The organism is Bacteroides sp. AF34-31BH (genome assembly GCF_003602795.1).
GTDB classification, from domain to species: domain Bacteria; phylum Bacteroidota; class Bacteroidia; order Bacteroidales; family Bacteroidaceae; genus Bacteroides; species Bacteroides uniformis.
The window spans coordinates 188,687-209,714 of the sequence record NZ_QTLV01000003.1; the positions used below are offsets into that span (position 1 = coordinate 188,687).

Consider the following 21,028-nt stretch of genomic DNA (forward strand, 5'->3'; position numbering starts at 1 on the left):
TGAAACAGAGAGTTCTATTAAAAGCAATCTCTATCGGATGGGATCCCGTTTCCGGCATTTCGCTTCCGATAGAGACTGAGTTGTAGGGTTATCGGTTATTTTGTGTAACCTTCGTTTTGCACCCAATCAGGATTCATCAGGAATTCTTTGTGAGGGATAGCGAGTCTGATATGCTTGGTCGATATGAAATTGCTTGCGAAAGGCTTTTCATGACTCTTAAGTGCGTCTTCTACAATGCCCCAACGGATGAGATCATACCAGCGTGAGCCTTCGAGGGCCAGTTCGCAAGGACGTTCCACATCCTGCAGGTGCTTCAGCACTTGTTCTTTACTTAGGGTGTCGGACAGTGGCGTTACGTGTACACGGTCACGTACTTTGTTGATGTATTTGATGGCTTCTTTAGAGTTTCCTTCATCGTTCAGACACTCGGCATAGAGCAACAGGATGTCCGCATAGCGGATGAGGGGGATGTTGAAACCGGAATAATCCCAGTAATCACCCAATGACTTGTCGTAAGTCACATATTTGCGCCAGTAGATATTGTCTTCTTGGTGGTAATCACTGAATCCTTTGCCGTCTTCGTAATAGAACGGACGGGATTTGGGATCGTCGAAAATGATAGTCTCATACAATCGGTCGCTGTATTCCCCATCTTCGGTGAGGTCTTTCTTCAGTGTATTGAATAACCATTTGGACGGATATGCTTCCTCGTATGCGCCACAGCCACTGTCGGGACCCAAGTGCAAGGTAAAGAGATTGTATTCGTAGTGCCCGCCTTCCAGACTTCCGGTGAACTGTACTTCAAGGATGGATTCCTTATTGTTCTCGTGTAGTCCGTTGAAGTTGTCGCCATAGTTCTCCATCAGTTCATATCTGTGACTGTCAATGACTTTCCAGAATTCTGTTTTGGCTTTGGCCTTTTCGCCGATGAACATATAGTATTTGCCTAAGAGTGCTGCGGCAGTATATTTAGTGACGCGTCCGGCCATGTTTGTATTCCATTTTTCGGGAAGGTTGGCTTGACATTCACTCAGTTCTGTCTCGATGAAAGTCTTCAGTCTGCCGGCTTCTACCTGAGGAGGATAGAATTCCTCTTCGGTACCTTCGAGTTCGTGCTCGAACATTGGTAGTCTTTCACCGAAGTTGATGAAGAGACGGTAGTAGTAGAAGGCTCTCAGAAAACGTGCCTCGGCAATACTGGTCGCTTTGGTCTGCTTGATGCCTTCGTCATCGTTGTCGGGCACATTGGGAATGTTGTCCAGACACTGGTTGCAATAGTTGATACTGGTATAGAGGTTGGTCCATTCATCGTTGGGCACGTAGTTGGTCGATTCGTTGTTGTACATGGCCAGTTCCATCCAGGCGGTCACGTCGGGGCGGTAGTCCAGCTCGTCGCTGCGGTAGTTGTCTATCACAATGTAGCGTTCGAAAGGTTGCGCCCATTCGATGGTAGGCTGTAGTCCAGCGTAGGCTGCGGTAAGTCCTTTGAGGATGTCGGATTCGCTCTTCCAGAAGTTTTCGGGGTCCAGTGAGTTGGGGTTTCTGTCTTCATCCAGGAAATTTCCGGTACATGAAGAGAGTGCCAGGCCTCCTAAGACTGAGGCGCACAATAATATATTCTTTAATTTCATAATCATCTTTTTTAAAGTTTTGGTTCAATTAAAATCCGAATTTAATACCGGCCATGAAAGTGCGGCATAGAGGTGATGAAGCATAGTCGTAACCCATGCGGTCAATACCACCGTTGGTAGAGGGGTCATAGCCACTGTAACCGGTGATGGTAAAGATGCGTGTACCACCTACATAGAAACGGAGGTTGCTGATGCCCAACTTACCACAAACTGTAGCAGGCAGGTTGTAGCCCAGTTGCAAGTTGTTCAGGCGGAAGAAGTCGCCTCGTTCGATGAAACGGTCGGAAGTGCGAGCATTCTTGTTCGGGTCGCCGTATACGGCACGTGGAATGTTGGTGTTGGGGTTCTCCGGAGTCCATGCTTTCAGTGCGTTTCTGCCATAGTTGAACTTGGTATCCATACGTTCCAATTGATATTTGGTATAGTTGTAACGGTCTACACCGAGGTCACCGTAGAAGTTGGCTACCAAATCGAAGTTCTTGTAATTCAGTGTTACGTTGAAGCCGATAGAGGCCTTGGGGCAACCGTTGCCCAGAAGCTTCTTGTCATCGCTGTCCAGCATGCCGTCACCGTTTTGGTCTACGAAGCGGAGGTCACCGGGTTCTGCGTTGGGCTGCATGGGAATCCAGTTGCCTTTGCTGTCCTTGCGTCCGTGTGATTCTTTCCAAAGTTTGGCTTCTGCTTCATTTTGGATGATGCCTGCGGTTTCGTAAGCCCAGAATTCACCGAAGTAACCACCCACGTAGGTACGTGAAGCACCATATTCGTACATATAGTTGGGGTCTGCCATTGATTTCAGTTTACTCTTGAAGTGGCTCAGGTTGAAGTCAAGGTCATACTTGAAGTCCTTACCTGCATTACCGTGGTAAATCAGTTGCATTTCCATACCGGTGGTGCGCAGTTCACCGTCGTTCACCGTCAGTGCACCGTAACCGGTAGACAGACTGATGTTCTTTTCGGAAAGCATGTCCTTGGTGTCCTTGATGTAACCTTCAATCGAGAATTCCAGTTTGTTGTTCCATAGGCTCATGTCCACACCGATGTTTTTGTAGAAGGTAGTTTCCCACTTGATGTTCCTTGAGGGGAGGCTACGTACTGCATATCCCTGGTTTACGACTTTGCCGTCGAAGGGGTAGTTGATGTTGTCGGCGTTGGAGTCCAATTTGGGAATGTAGAGATAGAGAGGTACCGATTGGTTACCGAGGGCGCCGTAGCTCATACGCAATTTGAAGGAGCTGACTGTTTCTTTCATATCTTCCCAGAAAGGTTCGTTGGCAATGTTCCAGCCTACTGATACAGAGGGGAAGAACCCCCACTGGTTACCGTCGGCAAAACGTGAAGAACCGTCATAGCGGAACGAGGCCATTAACATGTAGCGCATTTTCCAACTATAGTTCACACGGCCAAATACGGAACGCAAGCCGCTACGGGTCTTTTCACCTTGCACACCATAGTCTTTGCGTGCCTGGCCCAGAATGCCCATGTCGTTGTTCTCGAATTCGGAACCCGATGCACCCAATAGGTCGTAAGTGCTTTCTTCTTGTGAAGCTCCCAGCAGGAAGGCGAAGTCGTGACTGTCTTTGATGGTGAAGTTGTAGTTGGCAGTCAGTTCCAGCAGGTCGTTGACGCTTCTGGTGCGGGTCTGTGATAGTGAGGCGCTTTCGTTCCACTTCATGGCACCCAGTTCGTAAGTAGGTTTGAATACGCGGGTTTCGCGGAAAAGGAGGCTACGGCTTGCTTGTGCCTTGATTACCAGTCCCTTGATGGGCTCATATTGCAGATAGCCCGATCCTTTGATGTAATCTGTGGCGCGGGTGTTCTCAATCAGGTTATTATAACCTACCATGTTGGCAGCATCGCTCATGTTCATGCCGGGGATGGCACCACCGTATCCGCCGTCACAATTCTCGTCATACAGACGTGCGATAGGTTCCATGTTGGTCACTTGGTATATGCCGGGAAAACCTGAGTTGGCTTCCATTTCCGATTCCCAACGGCTGTAGTTTACTGATTCGCCCACTTTGAACTTGCCGCGTTTCATGTCTGAGTTTAAGCGGAAGCCATATTTCTCGTCACCCGTGCCGGTCACGATGGCTTCGTTTTTTGAATAGAATATGGACAAAGCTACGTTGGCATTCTCACTGCCACTAGTGTACCCCACATTGTATTTCTGTGTGAAGCCGTTGCGGTAGTATTCGTCCTGCCAATCGGTGTCGCCAAACTGTGTGGGGTCTTGCTCATAAGCCGCAATGTAAGCAGGCCAGTTTTTGGGGTTTTGACCGGCGTTTGTACGGGCCATCTTTGCCATGTGGATAAATTCTTCGGCATTGCAGACATCCAGTTTCTTGGCTATCTGATCCACTCCCCAATAAGCTGAGAACGTGATTTTGGGTTTGGATTTGGTACCACGGTAAGTCTCAATCAGGATAACGCCTGCGGCGGCGCGTGCTCCGTAAATAGCGGCGGTGGCAGCGTCTTTCAATACAGACATTGACTTGATGTCTTCGGGGTTCAGAAAACTCATATCACCCGGAACGCCATCGATAATTACCAACGGAGAGTTGTCTGTTCCATAAGTGGTTACACCGCGCACCTGCAGGCTGGGAGTGGAGCCGGCGGCACCGCTACCAAAGTTAACTATCAAACCGGGAGCCATACCCTGCAGGGCAGTTTCGGCATTAGCGGTAGGTATGTTGTTTAGTTTATCGCCCGATACGGAACTTACCGAACCGGAAACATCCGATTTCTTTTGTGTGCCATAACCGATAACGACTACTTCGTCCAGTAGTTCGGTGTCTTCTTTCAGCACCACTTTCAATTCCTTGCGACCATTGAGGGCGATTTCTTGTGGAGCATAGCCCACGTAAGAGATAATAATAGTGGCTTTTGGGGAAACGCTGAGGGTAAAGTTACCGTCGATGTCAGTGATTACTCCATTTGTTGTTCCTTTCTCTAATACACTGGCTCCGATGACAGATTCACCGGAAACATCGGTTACGGTACCGTTCAGCTGAATGTTCTGTGCCAATGCGCCCATAGGCAGCATAAAAGCAAAGAAGAGAAGTAGCTGAATGACTCTTTCTTTGTAGTAGTTACTTTTACTCATTTGAATAAGTTTTTAAGGTTAATACTATTGGTTTTTCACAATGCTAAATTAAGCTTCATAAACAGGAATTGCTAATGAATGTTATCTACAAGCAGACTACAAGAGAGGGATATTCTTTGTTTTATTATCTACAAATAGTTTTGTAAGTATTTGATAAATAGGAGTAAATGAGATATTCTATATCTACAAAACTATATCCACATAAACTTTTCCCGATTTACATTAATTATTGAGTTGCGCAAGTAAACGGTGATTAGATGAAGAAGGAAACCAACTCTTTTAGAAATATCAAGCAACTCAAGTTTCGCAGGTCTTTTATAATCATTGATAAACAGTAGTATCTCAACTCTCCTCCCCGGAGGAGAGTTGAGATACTACTGTTTATCAATGATGTCCCTTGCAGATGGTTTGCAGATGTTTTATCTGCAAGCCATCTGTAAAAGAGGAAGTCGAGTATAAGACGGATGACATTCATATCTTATCTCTTGCAAAATACGGATAACTTATTAGTTCATAGTGATGAACACTTTGTTTCTGCAGTACAAAACACTTCGTTCATGTAGTATAAAACGTTTTGTTTGCACAACATAAAACAAGGTGTTTATATAGTATGAAACAAAGTGTTCACTATAATGGAACAAAGTGTTCGCCCTAATGAAACACATTGTTCTACACGTCGAAACAAACCGTTCTGTGTGTTGAAACAAGCGGTTATATTGGGGGAAACAAAAAGAAAGCTGTCTTTTCCTGTCTTTTCCTGATTTCACTAGACACTTTTTTTCTTTATAAACGTCATCAGTAGACGGTTCTTTCATTTGCATACTGATACAGTAGTCCCTTCTTCCGGACTTGCGAGCCTATGCTTACTTGTTCGATGCCTTGTTTCTACTGAGACAAAGTGAGAGCAAACTTTACCCTCACCTTTTTGAAATTGCCCTTACTCACCTCTGAAAGTCCGATGAATAAAGACTTTTAGGTAAGCAGTGAGGGCGGTGAGGGTAGAAATGCAAAATAAATATTTTCAGCCTTGAGCCGGGTTATATATTCTGTAGATAGTCGGTTAGGTCTTCTTCGGAAGAGAGGTTGAGGGATTTGCGCAGGCGGTATCGGTTCATATTGATGGTTTTGGGGGTGGTGCCGGTCAACATGGATATTTCTTTGGTAGACAGGTTCACCCTTAGCAGGGTGGCAAGATATTTCTCGCCTTGTGTCAGTTTGGGATGAATCGCTACCAGTCTTTGGAGGAATTCATTACTTTTATCATCGATGTTTGTCAATAGGGCACTGTTGGTTTTGTCTCCGCTTTGGCTCTGGCTGATGAATGCGTTGATTTTCTTCAGGTGGGGCGTGATGGCTTGCGCGTCCATCTTATATCCTTCTTTCACCATTCCGCGTATTTTGTCCAGCAGTTCATTGCGGCTTTTCAGGAATACGGCGAAGCTGGTTGCCTCCTGCCGACTGGTAGCCAGGGCATTGTGTACATTTTGAAGTTCCAGCTCTTGCTGATGCATCTTCAGTTCGGCCACTTCTTTTTCGGACAGTTGCAATTGGTAGCGTGCTTCTATCAGTTGCAAATCTTTTCGGCGTTTATACCATTTATATAGAAAGATGCTGAAAGCTATTCCCAGAATAAGTACGCTGCCCAAAAGCCACAAATTGCGTTTCAGTAGCTCTATCTTGTAGGTTTGTTCCTGCATTTCAGTAGCATATTTTTGGTCTTGGTATCTTTTGTAGGAAATTTCCTGCTCGATGTTGCGTAGCTTGTTGCTACTTTGCAGTTCCTTGCCCAGGTGGTACCTCTTGTTCAGATACTTATAGGCTTGGGCATAGTCACCTATAGCTGCATATACCATGGACGAATATTCGTAATTGTCGCAAATCAGTTCGCGGGCTCCGATGTTGTGGGCATACTCGTAGGCTTTATGCAAGGCTTCCAAGGCTTTGGAGTATTGCTTGTCATAGTAATACTGTTTCCCCATGTTGTTGTAGTTTTCGCCAAGAGACCATTGGGCATCCAGATTCTTGTTGATGGTGATGGCTTCCTGGATGAAAGAAAGTTTCTCTTCCGTATTTCCCCGGTACAGACAGAGGTTGTTCAGGTTGGTTGCAATCTCTTTCAGGTTTCGTTGGGCACGGTTGATGGCCAGCGCACGCTGGAAGAAACGCTCGGCAACGGTAAATTCACTCATGAAGTGGTGCATTACTCCACGTTCGTTATAGCATCCGGCCACAGAGGTGGAATCGCCGATGGATTTGAAGATGGAGGTTGCTTTGTCGTTCAGTTCAATGGCTTTGTTGTAATCGCCTAGTTTGCTGTATACACGCCCCATCAAGGAGCAGAGTTGTGCCATTTGTTTTTTGTTGGTGGGATGGATATATTTTTGGGTGTCATAAAGATTCTTGATACTTAGGTCGAAGTTCCCCAACAATTGTTCGGCTTGACAGTAGAGAATCATAGCTTGTGCGCGGACCTCACTGGGCTCATCTTCGGGAAACAAGGCAGAAGCCTGAGCTGCATAGTAGGAAGCTTGTTTGGGGTTGTTGTACAGGTATTTCTGTGCTTGGTCAATCAATTTCTGTGCTTGCTGCATGTCTTGAGCTTGCAGTGGGGCAGCTGCTGACAGAAGACATACGAGTAGTAGACATAGGTTTTTCTTCATGGCATCGTCTTGTTTCTGCAAATTTAATTAATTCTTCTTAGAAGTCCGGTTTCCCTCCAAAAAGATTTATCTTTGTGCCTCAAAGATAGCGATATATATGTTATTACCTTATTTGAATAAAGATTTGATAGAGGCAGGATGCGATGAGGCCGGTCGCGGCTGTCTGGCCGGTGCGGTCTATGCCGCTGCTGTTATTCTGCCAACGGACTTTAAGAATGAACTTTTGAACGACTCCAAGCAGCTGACGGAAAAACAACGCTATACCTTGCGTGAAGTGATTGAAAAAGAGGCTCTGGCATGGGCGGTGGGCGTCGTCTCTCCCGAAGAAATTGACAAAATCAATATTCTCAATGCCTCCTTTCTTGCCATGCACCGTGCTGTTGACCAACTGAATGTCCGTCCGCAACATCTGCTGATAGACGGCAACCGCTTTAAAAAATATCGGGACTTGCCGCATACTACCGTAGTGAAAGGAGACGGGAAGTACCTTTCCATCGCTGCCGCCTCCATTTTGGCAAAGACCTATCGTGATGACTACATGAACCGCCTTCACGAGGAATATCCGTATTATGACTGGAATCGTAACAAGGGGTATCCCACCAAGAAACATCGTGCCGCCATTGCTGAGCGGGGCACTACACCCTATCATCGCTTGACGTTCAATCTCTTGGGGGATGGGCAGTTGTCGCTGAACTTCGGACAATGATGCTGTTTAGAACCACTTAATCCTTCTGAACCATACGAATGTCACTGCTGATAATATTGCCGACAAAAGTATGATGAAAATAAACGCGTGCGGAAAACTCTCCAGGTGGATGTCCACATTCATGCCGTAGAAACTGGCTATCAACGTGGGAATCATCAGTGTAATGCTGAGGCTTGTCATACGTTTCATGATGGCATTCACATTGTTGGAGATGATGGAGGCGAAGGCGTCCATGGTTCCCGTCAGAATATCACTGTAGATGTTCACGGTATTGTATGCCTGCTTCAACTCGATGACCACGTCTTCCAATAATTCCAAATCCAGATAATTGGTGTCCTGAAAGATGTTTTTCAGCCGTCCTATCATCACTTCATTGCCACGGATGGAAGTGTTGAAGTAGACCAACGTCTTCTGCAGCTTCATCAGTTGCAGGAGGTCTTCGTTGCGGATGCTTTTCTCCAGCTCTTTTTCGGCGGTGGCCACGTCGTTGTTTATCTGTTTCAGATACTTCAGGAACCAGACGGCGGAAGAGTAGATGATTCGCAGAATCAAATCCAGTTTATTGTTGACGACTATGTTCTTCCGGCGTGTGTGCTGGATGAAGTCCGGTATCAGCTCCGTGTGGTGATAGCAGACAGAAACGATGATTCCGTCATTGGTGATAATGCCGATGGGCACGGTGATGAACGGCACGCCGCGTTGGTTGCTCTGCATCGGGATGCGGAGGATGGTCAGCAGCCAGTTGTCTTCTGTTTCCGTACGCGGGCGCTCGTCCACGTCGGCTATGTCTTCCAGGAATGATTCGGGAACTTTCAGCTCTTCGGTAAGGAATTTGAAATCATCGTTGTCCGGGCATTCTACGTTGACCCAGCAGTTGGGTTGCCATTCGGCCTTTTCAGTGAAGCCGTTTTCACTGTAGAGATACTTTCTCATTGTTTGCCTCCTTTCAGCTTGGAACAGAGGCATTGCAGTCAACGTCTCCGTTCGTTTTATTGGTGAATACTATTGCACGTTCGTGGGTTTGAATCGTCCATATTTCTTGTTTTTTATTTTTTAAGCGTGGCAAAAGTACATAAATCATTTGAAACAGTACGCTTTAACAGCTGTTTTTTGTACCTTTGCAGCGCAAAAACAGGTTCCTACTATAAAGAACGTTTGTATCATACAAAAAGATTATACAATTAAATTCGATTAATATTATGAGTAAGAAAGCCCTTTTAATGATTCTTGATGGCTGGGGCATCGGCGATCAAGGCAAAGATGATGTGATTTTCAATACACCTACTCCGTATTGGGACAGTCTGTTGGCAGCTTATCCGCATTCCGAGCTTCAGGCAAGCGGTGAAAACGTTGGTTTGCCCGACGGACAGATGGGTAACTCTGAAGTAGGTCACCTCAATATCGGTGCCGGACGCATTGTTTACCAGGATTTGGTGAAGATTAACCGTGCTTGTGCCGATGGCAGCATCCTGAAGAACAAGGAAATTGTTTCTGCTTTCTCATATGCAAAGGAAAACGGCAAGAATATCCACTTTATGGGACTGACCAGCAACGGTGGCGTGCACAGCTCTTTTGACCATTTGTTCAAACTCTGCGATATTTCCAAGGAATACGGTATCGAGAATACCTTCATCCACTGCTTTATGGACGGTCGTGATACCGACCCGAAGAGTGGTAAAGGTTTCATTGAGCAGTTGACTGCTCATTGCGAGAAGTCTGCCGGCAAGATTGCTTCCATCGTGGGACGTTTCTATGCAATGGACCGTGACAAACGTTGGGAGCGTGTGAAGGTTGCCTACGATTTGTTGGTAAACGGTGAAGGCAAGGTTGCTACGGATATGGTCCAGGCTATGCAGGAGTCCTACGACGAAGGCGTTACGGATGAATTCATCAAGCCGATTGTGAACGGTGGCTTCGACGGTACCATCAAGGAAGGTGATGTTGTAATCTTCTTCAACTACCGTAACGACCGTGCCAAGGAATTGACCGTTGTCCTCACCCAGCAAGATATGCCCGAACAAGGCATGCAAACCATTCCGGGCCTGCAGTTCTACTGCATGACTCCGTATGACGCCAGCTTCAAGGGTGTACATATCCTTTTTGATAAGGAGAATGTACAGAACACATTGGGCGAATATCTTGCTGCCAATGGCAAGACCCAGCTGCACATTGCCGAAACAGAGAAGTATGCACACGTGACTTTCTTCTTCAACGGTGGCCGCGAGACTCCCTACGATGCTGAAGAGCGCATCCTGGTTCCTTCTCCGAAGGTTGCCACTTACGACTTGAAGCCTGAAATGAGTGCGTACGAGGTGAAGGACAAGTTGGTTGAAGCTATCAAGACCCAGAAGTTCGATTTCATCGTGGTGAACTACGCCAATGGTGATATGGTGGGACATACCGGTATCTACGAAGCTATTGAGAAGGCAGTGAAAGCCATCGACGAATGTGTGAAAGACACCGTTGAGGCTGCCAAGGCAAACGATTATGAAGTAATCATCATCGCCGACCACGGTAATGCCGACCATGCTCTGAATGAGGATGGTACTCCGAATACTGCCCACTCTCTGAACCCCGTTCCTTTCGTTTACGTTACTGCAAACAAGGACGCCAAGGTTGAGAACGGTGTATTGGCTGACGTAGCTCCTTCTATCCTGCATATCTTGGGTATGGAGCAGCCGGCCGAAATGACTGGTAAGGATTTGATTAAGTAAGGCGTCAAAGCCGTAACAATATTTAGACGCGGATTATACGGATTCCACGGATGCTCTTAAAGTTGAGTCTGTGCAATCCGGATAATCCGCGTCTTTTTTCAATAGAACGATTATGATACAGATTGGTGATGTTGTGGTTTCTTTCGATGTCTTGCGCGAGAAGTTCTTGTGTGACTTGGGTGCCTGCCAGGGGATTTGTTGCATTGAGGGCGATGCCGGTGCTCCCGTAGAGCTGGACGAGGTGGAGAAACTGGAAGAGGTGCTTCCGCTGATTTGGGACGAGCTTTCTCCCGAAGCCCGCACCGTGATAGAGGAGCAAGGTGTGGTCTATACCGATTGTGAAGGTGACCTGGTGACTTCTATTGTGAACAACAAGGATTGCGTCTTTACCTGCTATGATGATAAAGGCTGTTGCTATTGTGCCATCGAAAAGGCTTACCGTGAGGGTAGGACCAACTTCTACAAACCTATATCCTGCCATCTCTATCCGATAAGGGTGGGGAACTACGGACTCTATAAGGCAGTGAACTATCATCGTTGGGATGTCTGCAAAGCCGCTATGCTGTTGGGACAAAAGGAAAATCTGCCCGTGTACAAGTTTCTGAAAGAGCCGCTTATCCGTAAGTTTGGTGAGGACTGGTATGCAGAGCTGGAATTGGTAGTGGAAGAGATGAAAAAACAAGGAATCCTATAGTTCTTCCGTGCGGAGACGGGCCTCTTCTTTGGAGGAGAAGAGGGATAAAGGAAAAGCCCCGGTCAGCAGGATTATCCTGCCCGTCCGGGGCTTCCTCGTTGTAAGATGTGAGGTTGGTTATTTATTATTTATTAAGCGTCAATATTTGCATACGTTGCATTCTTTTCGATGAAATCGCGGCGCGGGCCCACGTCTTCACCCATCAGCATGGAGAAGATATAGTCGGCTTCGGCTGCATTTTCAAGATGCACCTGCTTCAGCATGCGGTTTTCCGGATTCATGGTGGTTTCCCACAACTGTTCCGGGTTCATTTCACCCAAACCTTTGTAGCGTTGGGTGTGTACTGCGTTTTCCGAACCGCCGCCGTAAGTGTCGATGAACTTCTGGCGCTGCTGGTCTGTCCAGCAATACTCTTTCGCCTTGCCTTTGGTGCAAAGGTAAAGGGGAGGAGTGGCGATGTACAAGCAACCCTGCTGGATAACTTGCGGGAAGTAGCGGAAGAAAAGCGTCATAATCAGCGTGTCGATGTGAGAACCATCGACGTCGGCATCGGTCATGATGATAATCTTCTTGTAGCGCAGCTTGTCAATGTTCGCTTCTTTGCTGTCTTCACCGTCCACGCCGAAACGGATGCCCAGCGCCTGGATGATATTGTTTACTTCGTCGCTCTCGAATGCCTTGTGCCACATGGCCTTTTCCACATTCAGAATCTTACCGCGAAGCGGCAGGATAGCTTGGAACGCACGGTTACGGCCTTGCTTTGCTGAACCGCCTGCCGAGTCACCCTCGACGAGGAACAATTCGCATTCTTCCGGGTCCTTGCTGGAGCAGTCGGCCAACTTACCGGGCATGCCACCGCCGGACATCGGCGATTTGCGTTGTACGGATTCGCGTGCCTTACGTGCGGCGATACGTGCCTGGGCGGCAAGAATCACCTTGTCTACAATCAGCTTGGCTTCCTTCGGGTGTTCCTCCAAGTAGTAGGTGAGGGCTTCGCCCACAGCCTGGTCTACGGCACCCATCACTTCGTTGTTACCCAGCTTTGTCTTGGTCTGTCCTTCGAACTGAGGCTCTGCCACCTTGATGGAGATAACGGCAGTTAATCCTTCGCGGAAGTCGTCGCCTGCAATCTCTACCTTGGCTTTCTCCAGCATCTTGTTGTCTTCGGCGTATTTTTTCAATGTACGGGTCAGTGCACGGCGGAAACCTGCCAAGTGGGTACCCCCTTCAATGGTATTGATGTTGTTTACGTAAGAGTGTACATTTTCGTTATAAGAAGTGTTGTACATGATGGCTACTTCCACCGGTGTGCCTTGCTTCTCGGTGTTGATGTAGATTACATCGTTCATGAAGTGCTCGCGTGAGGAGTCTACGTAGCGCACAAATTCCTTCAGGCCTTCTTCCGAGTAGAAGATTTCCTTCTTGGCATTTCCCTCTTCGTCCTTTACGCGAAGGTCGGTCAGTGAAATCTTGATGCCTGCGTTCAGGTAAGCCAACTCGCGCATGCGGGTGGCAAGAATATCATAGTTGTAGACTGTTTCCGTAAAGATGGTATCGTCCGGCCAGAACTGCTGGCGTGTACCGGTAATGTCTGTTGTGCCCACTTCCTTGACGGAGTAGAGCGGATGTCCGCAGGAATATTCCTGCTGATAGATTTTTCCGTTACGGAAAACCTGGGTAGTCATGTGTGTAGACAAGGCGTTTACGCAAGATACACCTACACCATGCAGACCTCCCGATACCTTGTAGGAACCTTTGTCGAACTTACCTCCGGCATGCAGTACGGTCATTACAACTTCCAGTGCGGATTTCTTTTCCTTTTCGTGATAGTCTACCGGGATACCACGTCCGTTGTCTTGTACGGTGATGGAGTTGTCCTCGTTAATGGTGACTTCGATGTGGTCGCAATAGCCGGCAAGTGCCTCGTCGATGGAGTTGTCCACAACCTCGTACACCAGGTGGTGAAGCCCTTTGCTGCTAATGTCGCCAATATACATCGCGGGACGCTTTCTCACTGCTTCCAAACCTTCCAGTACCTGGATGTTTTCGGCAGAATAGCTCCCGTTATTGGAGTGAATCTGTTCTTCAGTCATAATCTTTTTTCCTTATTGTAATAACAGAGCAAATATAGTGAAAATCCTCGGGATATGGTGCTAAACAAACGGATAAATTCGGGTAGTTTACAGCTTTTTAGCACAGAAAAGAAACTTGTGTGGAAGCAGGTAAATAGAGAGGTATAAATGAGAAAGGCCGGACTAAAAAGTCCAGCCTTGTAATATCTTTTGTGTAACAGTCAACTTAAGCCAGCTTGTTGATATAGATAGCCAATTTTGACTTCAGGTTGTTAGCCTTGTTCTTGTGGATTACATTAGTCTTAGCCAATTTATCCAACAGTTTTGTGATACCCGGATACATTGCTGTTGCTGCAGCTTTGTCTGTAGTAGCACGAAGCTTACGAACAGCGTTTCTCATGGTCTTGCCATAATATCTGTTGTGAAGTCTTCTTGTTTCTTCTTGTCTGATTCTCTTCAGTGATGATTTATGATTTGCCATCTCGACTAATCTTTTTTAATTCGTTTATTTTTTTATTTTGTAGCCCGTGGGGGAATCGAACCCCCCTTTCAAGAATGAAAATCTTGCGTCCTAACCGATAGACGAACGGGCCATCCTTTGATGAGCGTTTCCGCTCTTGCAAAGAGCCTTTATTTCTCGTTTGCGGATGCAAAGGTAGAAACTATTTTTGAATTACCAAAACATTCGCAAGAAAAAAATATAGCTTTTTGTTGCTTTTTGTCATAGGTTAGCGTCTTGTTTGTTGAAAATCAGTGTAATACGTGCTTTTGCTTTTTGCACTCCTTACCTTGTTTTTTTATTCTTCTCCTTTTGTTTCTCTTCTTTCGGGCTTTTTTTGTAGCTTTGTTATCAGATTGAAACCAGATAAAGAAATCGGGAATGTTACAGAAAACACTGGGAATTGTGCTGCATACCTTGAAATATAAGGATACATCTCTCATTGCAGACATCTATACGGAGGTGGCTGGCAGGGCTTCCTTCATGGTGTCCATACCCCGTTCGCGCAAGGCGGCGGTGAAGCCGGTACTCTTCCAGCCGCTGGCATTGGTGGAACTTGAAGCCGATTTCCGTCCTAATGCCACTATATATAAGGTGAAGGAGGCGAAGTCTCTTTATCCTTTCGCCACGCTTCCCTACGATCCCTACAAATCTGCCATCGCTTTGTTTCTTTCGGAATTCCTTTATCGCGCCGTCCGGGAGGAGGCGGAGAACCGTCCGCTGTTTGCTTATCTGTATCATTCCGTCATCTGGCTGGATGAATGCAGGGAGGGGTTTGCCAATTTCCATCTGGTCTTCCTGATGCGCCTTTCCCGTTTTCTCGGTTTGTATCCCAACCTGGAGGATTATCATGCCGGAGATTACTTCGATTTGCAGAATGCTTGTTTCACTCCCTTGCGTCCGCAGCTCCATTCCAATTACATCGCTCCCGAGGAGGCGGCCCGCCTGACACAGCTGATGCGCATGAATTATGAAACGATGCATCTTTTCACCATGAACCGGTTGGAGCGTACCCGCTGCCTGAACATTATGAATGAATATTATCGTCTGCATCTGCCGGATTTCCCGGTATTGAAATCACTTGAGGTATTGAAGGAGCTTTTTGATTGATTATCGTCGATGTAACGGCCCAATAAGTGTGCGCTGCCTTTATTATAGGAGTAGGGAGTTTTACTTACTGCTGTAAGGGTCGTTACGATAAGCTGTAACGGTCGTTACAATATAGGGTAACGACCGTTTCAATATAGGGTAACCGTCGTTACATCATTAGGTAACGGCTTTTACATCTTATGGTAAACGGTCGGTAAATATAATGCGTTGATAGATAGCGTATAATCTCTTGTGGGGGAGGATATGGATTGGTATGTAAAAAGCCGTGTTCAACAGACTTTGGACGCTGAGTCCCTCTGTTGAAGCACGGCTTATATGATAGGGGAAGTTTATTTCTTTATCCCAGCAACTCTTTTACTTTGGCTGAGATGGCGCGGCCTTCGGCAAGTCCGGCAAGTTTCTTGCTGGCTACACCCATCACCTTGCCCATGTCCTTGCCGCTGGTGGCGCCGACTTCGGCTATGATTTCCTTCAAGGCTGCCTCCAGTTCTTCGGCGCTCATCTGCTTGGGCAGATAGGTTTCAAGCACCTTTACTTGTGCCAGCTCATCGTCTGCCAAGTCCTGGCGACCTTGCTGTACATAGATTTCAGCGGCGTCTTTGCCTTGCTTGGTCAGTTTTTGGATAATCTTCAAAGCATCTGCATCGCTCAGGGTATCGTTGGCTCCGGGAGCGGTTTTGGCTTCAAGGAATACTTTCTTTACGTTTCTCAATGTTTCGAGAGCCACTTTGTCTTTGGCTTTCATGGCTGTTTTAATGTCTTCGCTGACTTTTTCAAATAAATCCATATTGTTATAGGTTTACTCCTGTTCCCCCGAAGGGGAGGAGGATGGTTTTACATATCGGGAACGGAAAAATCAGAAGGTGATGACTCCCCCTGCACCGCCTTCTGCCTCTTGCGCGGCTTCGGTGGCGAGCTGCCCTTCCTGCTCTGCCTTCATCTTGATGCTGTTCAGCGTGCTTTTGTCACGCAGATAGGTCGGAGAATTCTCTACCATGCTGATGATGTCGGCGTTGTCCATGTCTTCGGGATTGAAGAGATAGATATGGCGACGGCGGCTGCGCTGGGAACGGGCATTGGCATCCTTGCCATAGTACACTTCGCGGCGGTTGCGTCTCTGTTCCTCTTCCTCCTCCAGCTCGGCAAGGCGTTGCTGTTCTTCGGCGGTGCGCTGGGTGATGCGGTCGTCCATTTCCTTCATGTGGATGTCCTGGATACCGAAACCGGTGGCAAGCAGGGTGATTTTCACTTTCTGTTCCAGCTTGTCGTCAATGGCCATACCGAATTTGGTTTCGAAGTCGCGGCTGAAACGGTTCATGAACTCCTTCACCTCGTCCATCTCGCTCATCATCAGCTTGTATTGTGCACTATAAGAGATGTTGAGGAGTACTTTCTTGGAGTTGAAGATGTCGTTGTTGTTCAGCAACGGCGAGTGCTGCGCGTTCTTGATGGCTTCGCTGACACGGTTGTCACCTTCGCCGTAGCCGGTACTCATGATGGCTACGCCGCCGTCCTTCAGCACTGTTTTCACGTCGTTGAAGTCGAGGTTCACCTTTCCATGCAGGGTGATGATTTCGGCAATACTCTTGGCGGCTACCGAAAGGGTGTCGTCGGCCTTGTCAAACGCGTCGTCCACGGATAGCTCGCTGTATATCTCGCTCAGCTTTTCATTGTTGATGACCAGCAGGGCATCTACGTGCTTGCTGATTTCCTCTACGCCATCCAGTGCCTGGTCTATCTTCTTGTCGCCCTCCCAGCGGAAAGGGATGGTGACGATGCCGATGGTCAGGATGTCCATTTCCTTGGCGGTTTGTGCAATGATGGGTGCGGCACCCGTACCGGTACCACCGCCCATTCCGGCAGTGATGAATACCATCTTGGTGCCGTCGTTCAGCATATTCTTGATGTCTTCGATGCTCTCTTCTGCTGCCTTGCGGGCACGGGCAGGGCGGTTTCCGGCTCCCAGGCCTTCTTTTCCAAGCTGTAACTTCACGGGCACGGGAGAGTCCTTCAACGCTTGGTTGTCTGTGTTGCACAGTACGAACGTCACGTCGTGTATACCTTCCCGGTACATATGGTTCACGGCATTGCCGCCACCTCCGCCTACACCGATTACTTTAATGATTTTCGGTGAATCGGTCGGGAAATCGAATTGTACTATATCTTCCATAATAACTTAATTTTCTGGCACATTATCACATTATTACTTCATATCGTCGTCCGAGAAGATTTCGTTGGAAAGCTTGTTGAAAGTCTTTTCGAACCAGCTGGGGCCTTCTTTCTTTTTCTTCTTCTTTTCTTCCTTTTCGCGCAGCTCCCTTTCTTTGCGCTCACGCTCCTTGCGTTCTTTCTCTTCCTTCTCGCGCTGTGCCTTGGCGGCGCGTGCGGCGGCTTCCTGCTCTTTCAGCGCTTCGTCGTCAACGAATATGTCGACCGGTTTGGGAGGAACATGGGAGGCAGGCTGCTGCACCGGCTTCACCTCTTGCAGGCAGCAATTCTCGTTGCCGGCAGCCAGCAGGCCCAGCAGTGTGTTGTGCATGCCGTCCTTCTTGGGCTCGTCGCTGCGTGTGTGGACGGTGGTCTGTACGAACTTGGCGGTCTTTACCTTTTCAATCTTGCTCACTCTATGGAAGGCTTTCTCAAGATTCTTCAGATTGGCTCCTCCACCGGTGAATACAACACCGGAGAAAAGTTTGTCCTCGTAGCCGGAAAGTTGCAACTGGTTCCATACGTTGGCAAGAATTTCTTCTGCACGTGCTCCGATAATATTGTTCAGCAGGGCCAGTTCAAAGGTACGGCCGTCTTCCGACGTGCATACGGCAGGGGTCTCGGCGTCTTCTTCCTCCTCGTAGAGGGCATCACCGTATTGCAGTTTCAGCTTCTCGGCATCTTCCTCTTCCATTTGCAGGGAAGTGATGTCGTGGGTAATGTTGTTTCCACCCAGCGGCAGTACGCTGAGGTAGCGCAGGATATTGTTCTTATAGACCAGCACGGTGGTGGTGTCGGCACCGAAGTCCACCAGTGCACAGCCCGAACGCATCTCGTTTTCGGTCAGCACGGCTTTGGCCAACGCAGTGGGAGCCACGAGCAGGTCGTCGGCAATTTCCACTTTGGCTTGCTCGAAACTGTGTTCGAGGTTCTTCTTCAGCGAGGCACGCGCCACGATGTTGAGGAACTGCCCGGTGATGTATCTTCCGGCAACTCCTACGGGCTCCACATGCAGCGTGTTGTCTATCTTGTATTCTTGCGGGGCTACATCCAGCACACTCATGTCTACCAAGGGTACATCACGGTTCTCGTCGCAAATCTCGTCTACCAGTTCTTGCGAAATGATGCTCTCTTCCTCCAGCGTACGGCTTACCGCATTCCTCACCGTGCGCAATGATTGTCCGCCGATGCCTACATATACTTTGGCGATGGAGTTGTTCAACTGGCCTTCCAGCTTGTTGATGATGGAAGTCAGCGCTTGTGCGGCCTTGTCAATGTTGTAGATGGCCCCTTTGTGTATAAACGGGGATGCATCTTCGCGTGCATAAGCCAACACCTGGATACTTCCGTCACTGCTCTTCTTTCCTGCGATACCGGAAATCTTGGAAGAACTCAACTCGATAGCGGCGATGAAATCTGTTGTTGCCATATCTATTTATTTACTATTTTACTATTTACAATTTACTATTTGCTGCGCTTTGATAAAGAAGGACTATTAGTAAATCCCTTTCTCTACTCTCTCTTTGTGCAGATGATTTGATTATCAAATTCAACGCTGATACGGGAGTATTTGTTCCAACCCACCTGGTTCAATCCTCTTTCGTAGAATGCCTTTACACGTTTCAGCTTCTTCTCGAATCCGGCAATCTTGCCTAAATAGATAAGATGGTCGCCGACACGGGGCACTAACTCGATGTTCTTGCCGGGCAATACGTGAATTTGCTCTATCTGTGCATTCCAAAAAGAATTCTTTTGCAAAAATACACCAAACTTATATAAATCCCTCATGGCAAACGACTTTTCTACATTTCCGGTTACAACGGCGAGGTGTGCAACGCACTTTGCATCGGGGGGCATCACGGTACCTTTGTTGTCCAGATAGTAGTTTTCGCCGTTGGCGCTCATCACGCGCAGGATGGGGGTGCGCTGGGTCACTTCGATGCAGAGCTTGCCGCTCGGGGTTTTGTAGCACTCCACCTGGTCGATGAGGGGATGCTTGGCAAGTTCGCGCTCCAAGGTCTTGGTACGCACGCGTTCCAGGTCTTTCCCAATGGGGCTGATGCCTTTCTTTTCCAGCAGGGTAGCTACTTCCTTCTTCGTGATGAAGCCGGCATATACCGTGTCTTTTATCACCAGTTCCACGTCTTGGCACACCTGCGAGGTGGGCTTGCGGTTGAAAGCTGTGACAGCCACTACCAGGTAAGCAATGACAAGCAACAGAACGATAGAAAGTAGAATCCTTTTAACCATGATATTTTTCTGATAATAGTTGGGTGATTTGGGGCGCATAGTTGTCCAGGTCTCCGGCTCCCAGCACTACCAATACTTCGGTGTGCTTTTGGGCGAGGAGGCTGAGGACGTCTTCTTTCCTACAGATGCATTTCTCGATGCCGGGGCGGAGGTTGTCATAAATCAGCTGACTCGTCACGCCGGGAATCGGTTGCTCGCGGGCAGGGTATATCTCTGTCAGAATCACCTCGTCGGATAGGGAAAGGCTGTCTGCAAAGTCACGGTAGAAGTCGCGGGTGCGGGTGTACAAGTGAGGCTGGAAGATGACGGTTATCTTCTTGTCTTGGTACAGCTCGCGGACGGACTTCACGCTTTGGGCTATTTCCGCCGGGTGGTGGGCATAGTCGCTGAGAAATACAATCCGGTCATTCTTCAGCTTGAAGTCGAAACGGCGGTCCACTCCGCGGAAGCTTGCCATGCCTTGCTTGATTTCTTCGTCGGTGGCACCGCTGAGATGGGCGAGTGCCATGGCGGCAACACCATTCTCGATGTTGATACTGACGGGAACCCCCAACTGAATATCGTTGATGCGGGTGTCAGGCGCCACGAAGTCGATGAAGATTTCACCGTTTCCGATGCGGATATTCTCGGCATGGAAGTCGCCTTCGTTGCGCGAGTAGGTATAGGTGGTGACGCCCGGTTGTACGTCGGCTTGCATTTCCAGTCCTTTGTGCAGAATCAGGGCGCCGCCCGGCTGGATAAGCGTGGTGTAGTGGCGGAAGCTTTCGAGATAGGCTTCTTTGGTGCCGTATATATCCAGGTGGTCGGGGTCGGTGGCAGTAATGACACTCATCCAGGGCGATAGCCAGTGGAAGGAGCGGTCGAACTCATCCGCTTCGATAACGGTATAAGGGCTGGTGGCGGAAAGCAGCAGATTCGTACCGTAGTTCTTCGAAATGCCTCCGAGGAAGGCGGTGCAGCCCACGTGTGACTGGTGCAGCAGGTGGGCAGCCATGGTGCTGGTGGTAGTCTTGCCATGCGTACCTGCCACGCACAGGCCTTTACTGCTGCGGGTGATGATGCCCAATACTTGGGAGCGCTTATGTATGTTGAAGCCGTTTTCACGGAAATAGGTCAGTTCTGCATGCCCTTGCGGCACGGCGGGGGTATAGACCACGAGCGTGCTTGCCTTGTCTTTGCACTCCTCCGGAATAAGGTCGATATCCTCTTCGTAGTGTATCTGTGCTCCTTCCGTAATCAGACGTTCTGTCAGTTCGCTCGACGTACGGTCGTAGCCCGCTACTGTCTTTCCTTTAGAGAGGAAATAACGTATCAGCGCACTCATGCCGATGCCGCCGGCGCCGATGAAGTAAACGGATTTGATTGTTTCTATATTCAT

At 48.1% G+C, this 21,028-nt stretch carries 15 protein-coding genes and 1 tRNA gene; 4 read left to right on the plus strand and 12 right to left on the minus strand.

Annotated elements, in window-relative coordinates; genetic code table 11:
* Positions 1-95: 95 nt before the first annotated feature.
* The 3 genes from DWZ67_RS06945 to DWZ67_RS06955 form a co-directional block, all read right to left on the minus strand.
* Positions 96-1,631, minus strand: coding sequence for a RagB/SusD family nutrient uptake outer membrane protein (locus DWZ67_RS06945; protein WP_005834532.1), 1,536 nt, complete (start codon positions 1,629-1,631; stop codon positions 96-98).
* A 28-nt stretch (positions 1,632-1,659) separates the two neighbouring features.
* The gene (locus DWZ67_RS06950; protein WP_120138446.1) at positions 1,660-4,737 is read right to left on the minus strand and encodes a SusC/RagA family TonB-linked outer membrane protein; all 3,078 of its coding nucleotides are present in this window, start codon (positions 4,735-4,737) and stop codon (positions 1,660-1,662) included.
* A 1,037-nt stretch (positions 4,738-5,774) separates the two neighbouring features.
* Positions 5,775-7,397: a tetratricopeptide repeat protein gene (locus tag DWZ67_RS06955; protein WP_005834536.1), complete on the minus strand. Its 1,623-nt coding sequence runs from the start codon at positions 7,395-7,397 to the stop codon at positions 5,775-5,777.
* Positions 7,398-7,494: 97 nt separating this feature from the next.
* Between DWZ67_RS06955 and DWZ67_RS06960 the strand changes: the two genes are divergently transcribed.
* Positions 7,495-8,103, plus strand: coding sequence for a ribonuclease HII (locus tag DWZ67_RS06960; protein WP_008662678.1), 609 nt, complete (start codon positions 7,495-7,497; stop codon positions 8,101-8,103).
* A 6-nt stretch (positions 8,104-8,109) separates the two neighbouring features.
* Here DWZ67_RS06960 and DWZ67_RS06965 read toward each other — a convergent pair whose 3' ends face one another.
* Positions 8,110-9,036: a magnesium transporter CorA family protein gene (locus DWZ67_RS06965; RefSeq protein ID WP_005834540.1), complete on the minus strand. Its 927-nt coding sequence runs from the start codon at positions 9,034-9,036 to the stop codon at positions 8,110-8,112.
* Positions 9,037-9,302: 266 nt separating this feature from the next.
* On the opposite strand from DWZ67_RS06965, the gene gpmI reads away from it, so the two are divergent.
* Positions 9,303-10,817: a 2,3-bisphosphoglycerate-independent phosphoglycerate mutase gene (gene gpmI / locus DWZ67_RS06970; RefSeq protein WP_005830427.1), complete on the plus strand. Its 1,515-nt coding sequence runs from the start codon at positions 9,303-9,305 to the stop codon at positions 10,815-10,817.
* 112 nt (positions 10,818-10,929) lie between these two features.
* On the plus strand, positions 10,930-11,511 hold the full coding sequence (locus DWZ67_RS06975; protein WP_008662683.1) for a DUF3109 family protein: 582 nt from the start codon (positions 10,930-10,932) through the stop codon (positions 11,509-11,511).
* A 131-nt stretch (positions 11,512-11,642) separates the two neighbouring features.
* On the opposite strand, the gene gyrB is transcribed toward DWZ67_RS06975, so the two are convergent.
* The 3 genes from gyrB to DWZ67_RS06990 all read right to left on the minus strand — a co-directional run bounded on the left by gyrB (position 11,643) and on the right by DWZ67_RS06990 (position 14,176).
* Positions 11,643-13,604, minus strand: coding sequence for a DNA topoisomerase (ATP-hydrolyzing) subunit B (gene gyrB / locus DWZ67_RS06980; protein ID WP_005830422.1), 1,962 nt, complete (start codon positions 13,602-13,604; stop codon positions 11,643-11,645).
* A 205-nt stretch (positions 13,605-13,809) separates the two neighbouring features.
* Complete coding sequence (gene rpsT / locus DWZ67_RS06985; RefSeq protein WP_005830420.1) at positions 13,810-14,064, minus strand: 30S ribosomal protein S20; 255 nt, start codon at positions 14,062-14,064, stop codon at positions 13,810-13,812.
* A gap of 40 nt (positions 14,065-14,104) precedes the next feature.
* A tRNA-Glu gene (locus DWZ67_RS06990) sits at positions 14,105-14,176 on the minus strand.
* A 287-nt stretch (positions 14,177-14,463) separates the two neighbouring features.
* Between DWZ67_RS06990 and recO the strand changes: the two genes are divergently transcribed.
* The gene (gene recO, locus DWZ67_RS06995; protein ID WP_005834546.1) at positions 14,464-15,192 is read left to right on the plus strand and encodes a DNA repair protein RecO; all 729 of its coding nucleotides are present in this window, start codon (positions 14,464-14,466) and stop codon (positions 15,190-15,192) included.
* 337 nt (positions 15,193-15,529) lie between these two features.
* Here the strand turns inward: recO and DWZ67_RS07000 are convergent, their stop codons facing one another.
* The 5 genes from DWZ67_RS07000 to murC form a co-directional block, all read right to left on the minus strand.
* Complete coding sequence (locus DWZ67_RS07000; protein ID WP_005830410.1) at positions 15,530-15,979, minus strand: GatB/YqeY domain-containing protein; 450 nt, start codon at positions 15,977-15,979, stop codon at positions 15,530-15,532.
* A 69-nt stretch (positions 15,980-16,048) separates the two neighbouring features.
* Positions 16,049-17,362 (minus strand): cell division protein FtsZ, encoded by a 1,314-nt coding sequence (gene ftsZ, locus DWZ67_RS07005; protein WP_005830408.1) that lies wholly within the window; start codon positions 17,360-17,362, stop codon positions 16,049-16,051.
* Between the two features lie 33 nt (positions 17,363-17,395).
* On the minus strand, positions 17,396-18,829 hold the full coding sequence (ftsA, locus tag DWZ67_RS07010) for a cell division protein FtsA (RefSeq protein WP_117749206.1): 1,434 nt from the start codon (positions 18,827-18,829) through the stop codon (positions 17,396-17,398).
* Positions 18,830-18,912: 83 nt separating this feature from the next.
* Positions 18,913-19,650, minus strand: coding sequence for a cell division protein FtsQ/DivIB (locus tag DWZ67_RS07015; RefSeq protein WP_005830403.1), 738 nt, complete (start codon positions 19,648-19,650; stop codon positions 18,913-18,915).
* A complete protein-coding gene (gene murC / locus DWZ67_RS07020) occupies positions 19,643-21,028 on the minus strand; it encodes a UDP-N-acetylmuramate--L-alanine ligase (protein WP_120138546.1) in 1,386 nt (461 codons plus the stop codon). The genes DWZ67_RS07015 and murC overlap by 8 nt, the downstream gene beginning before the upstream one ends.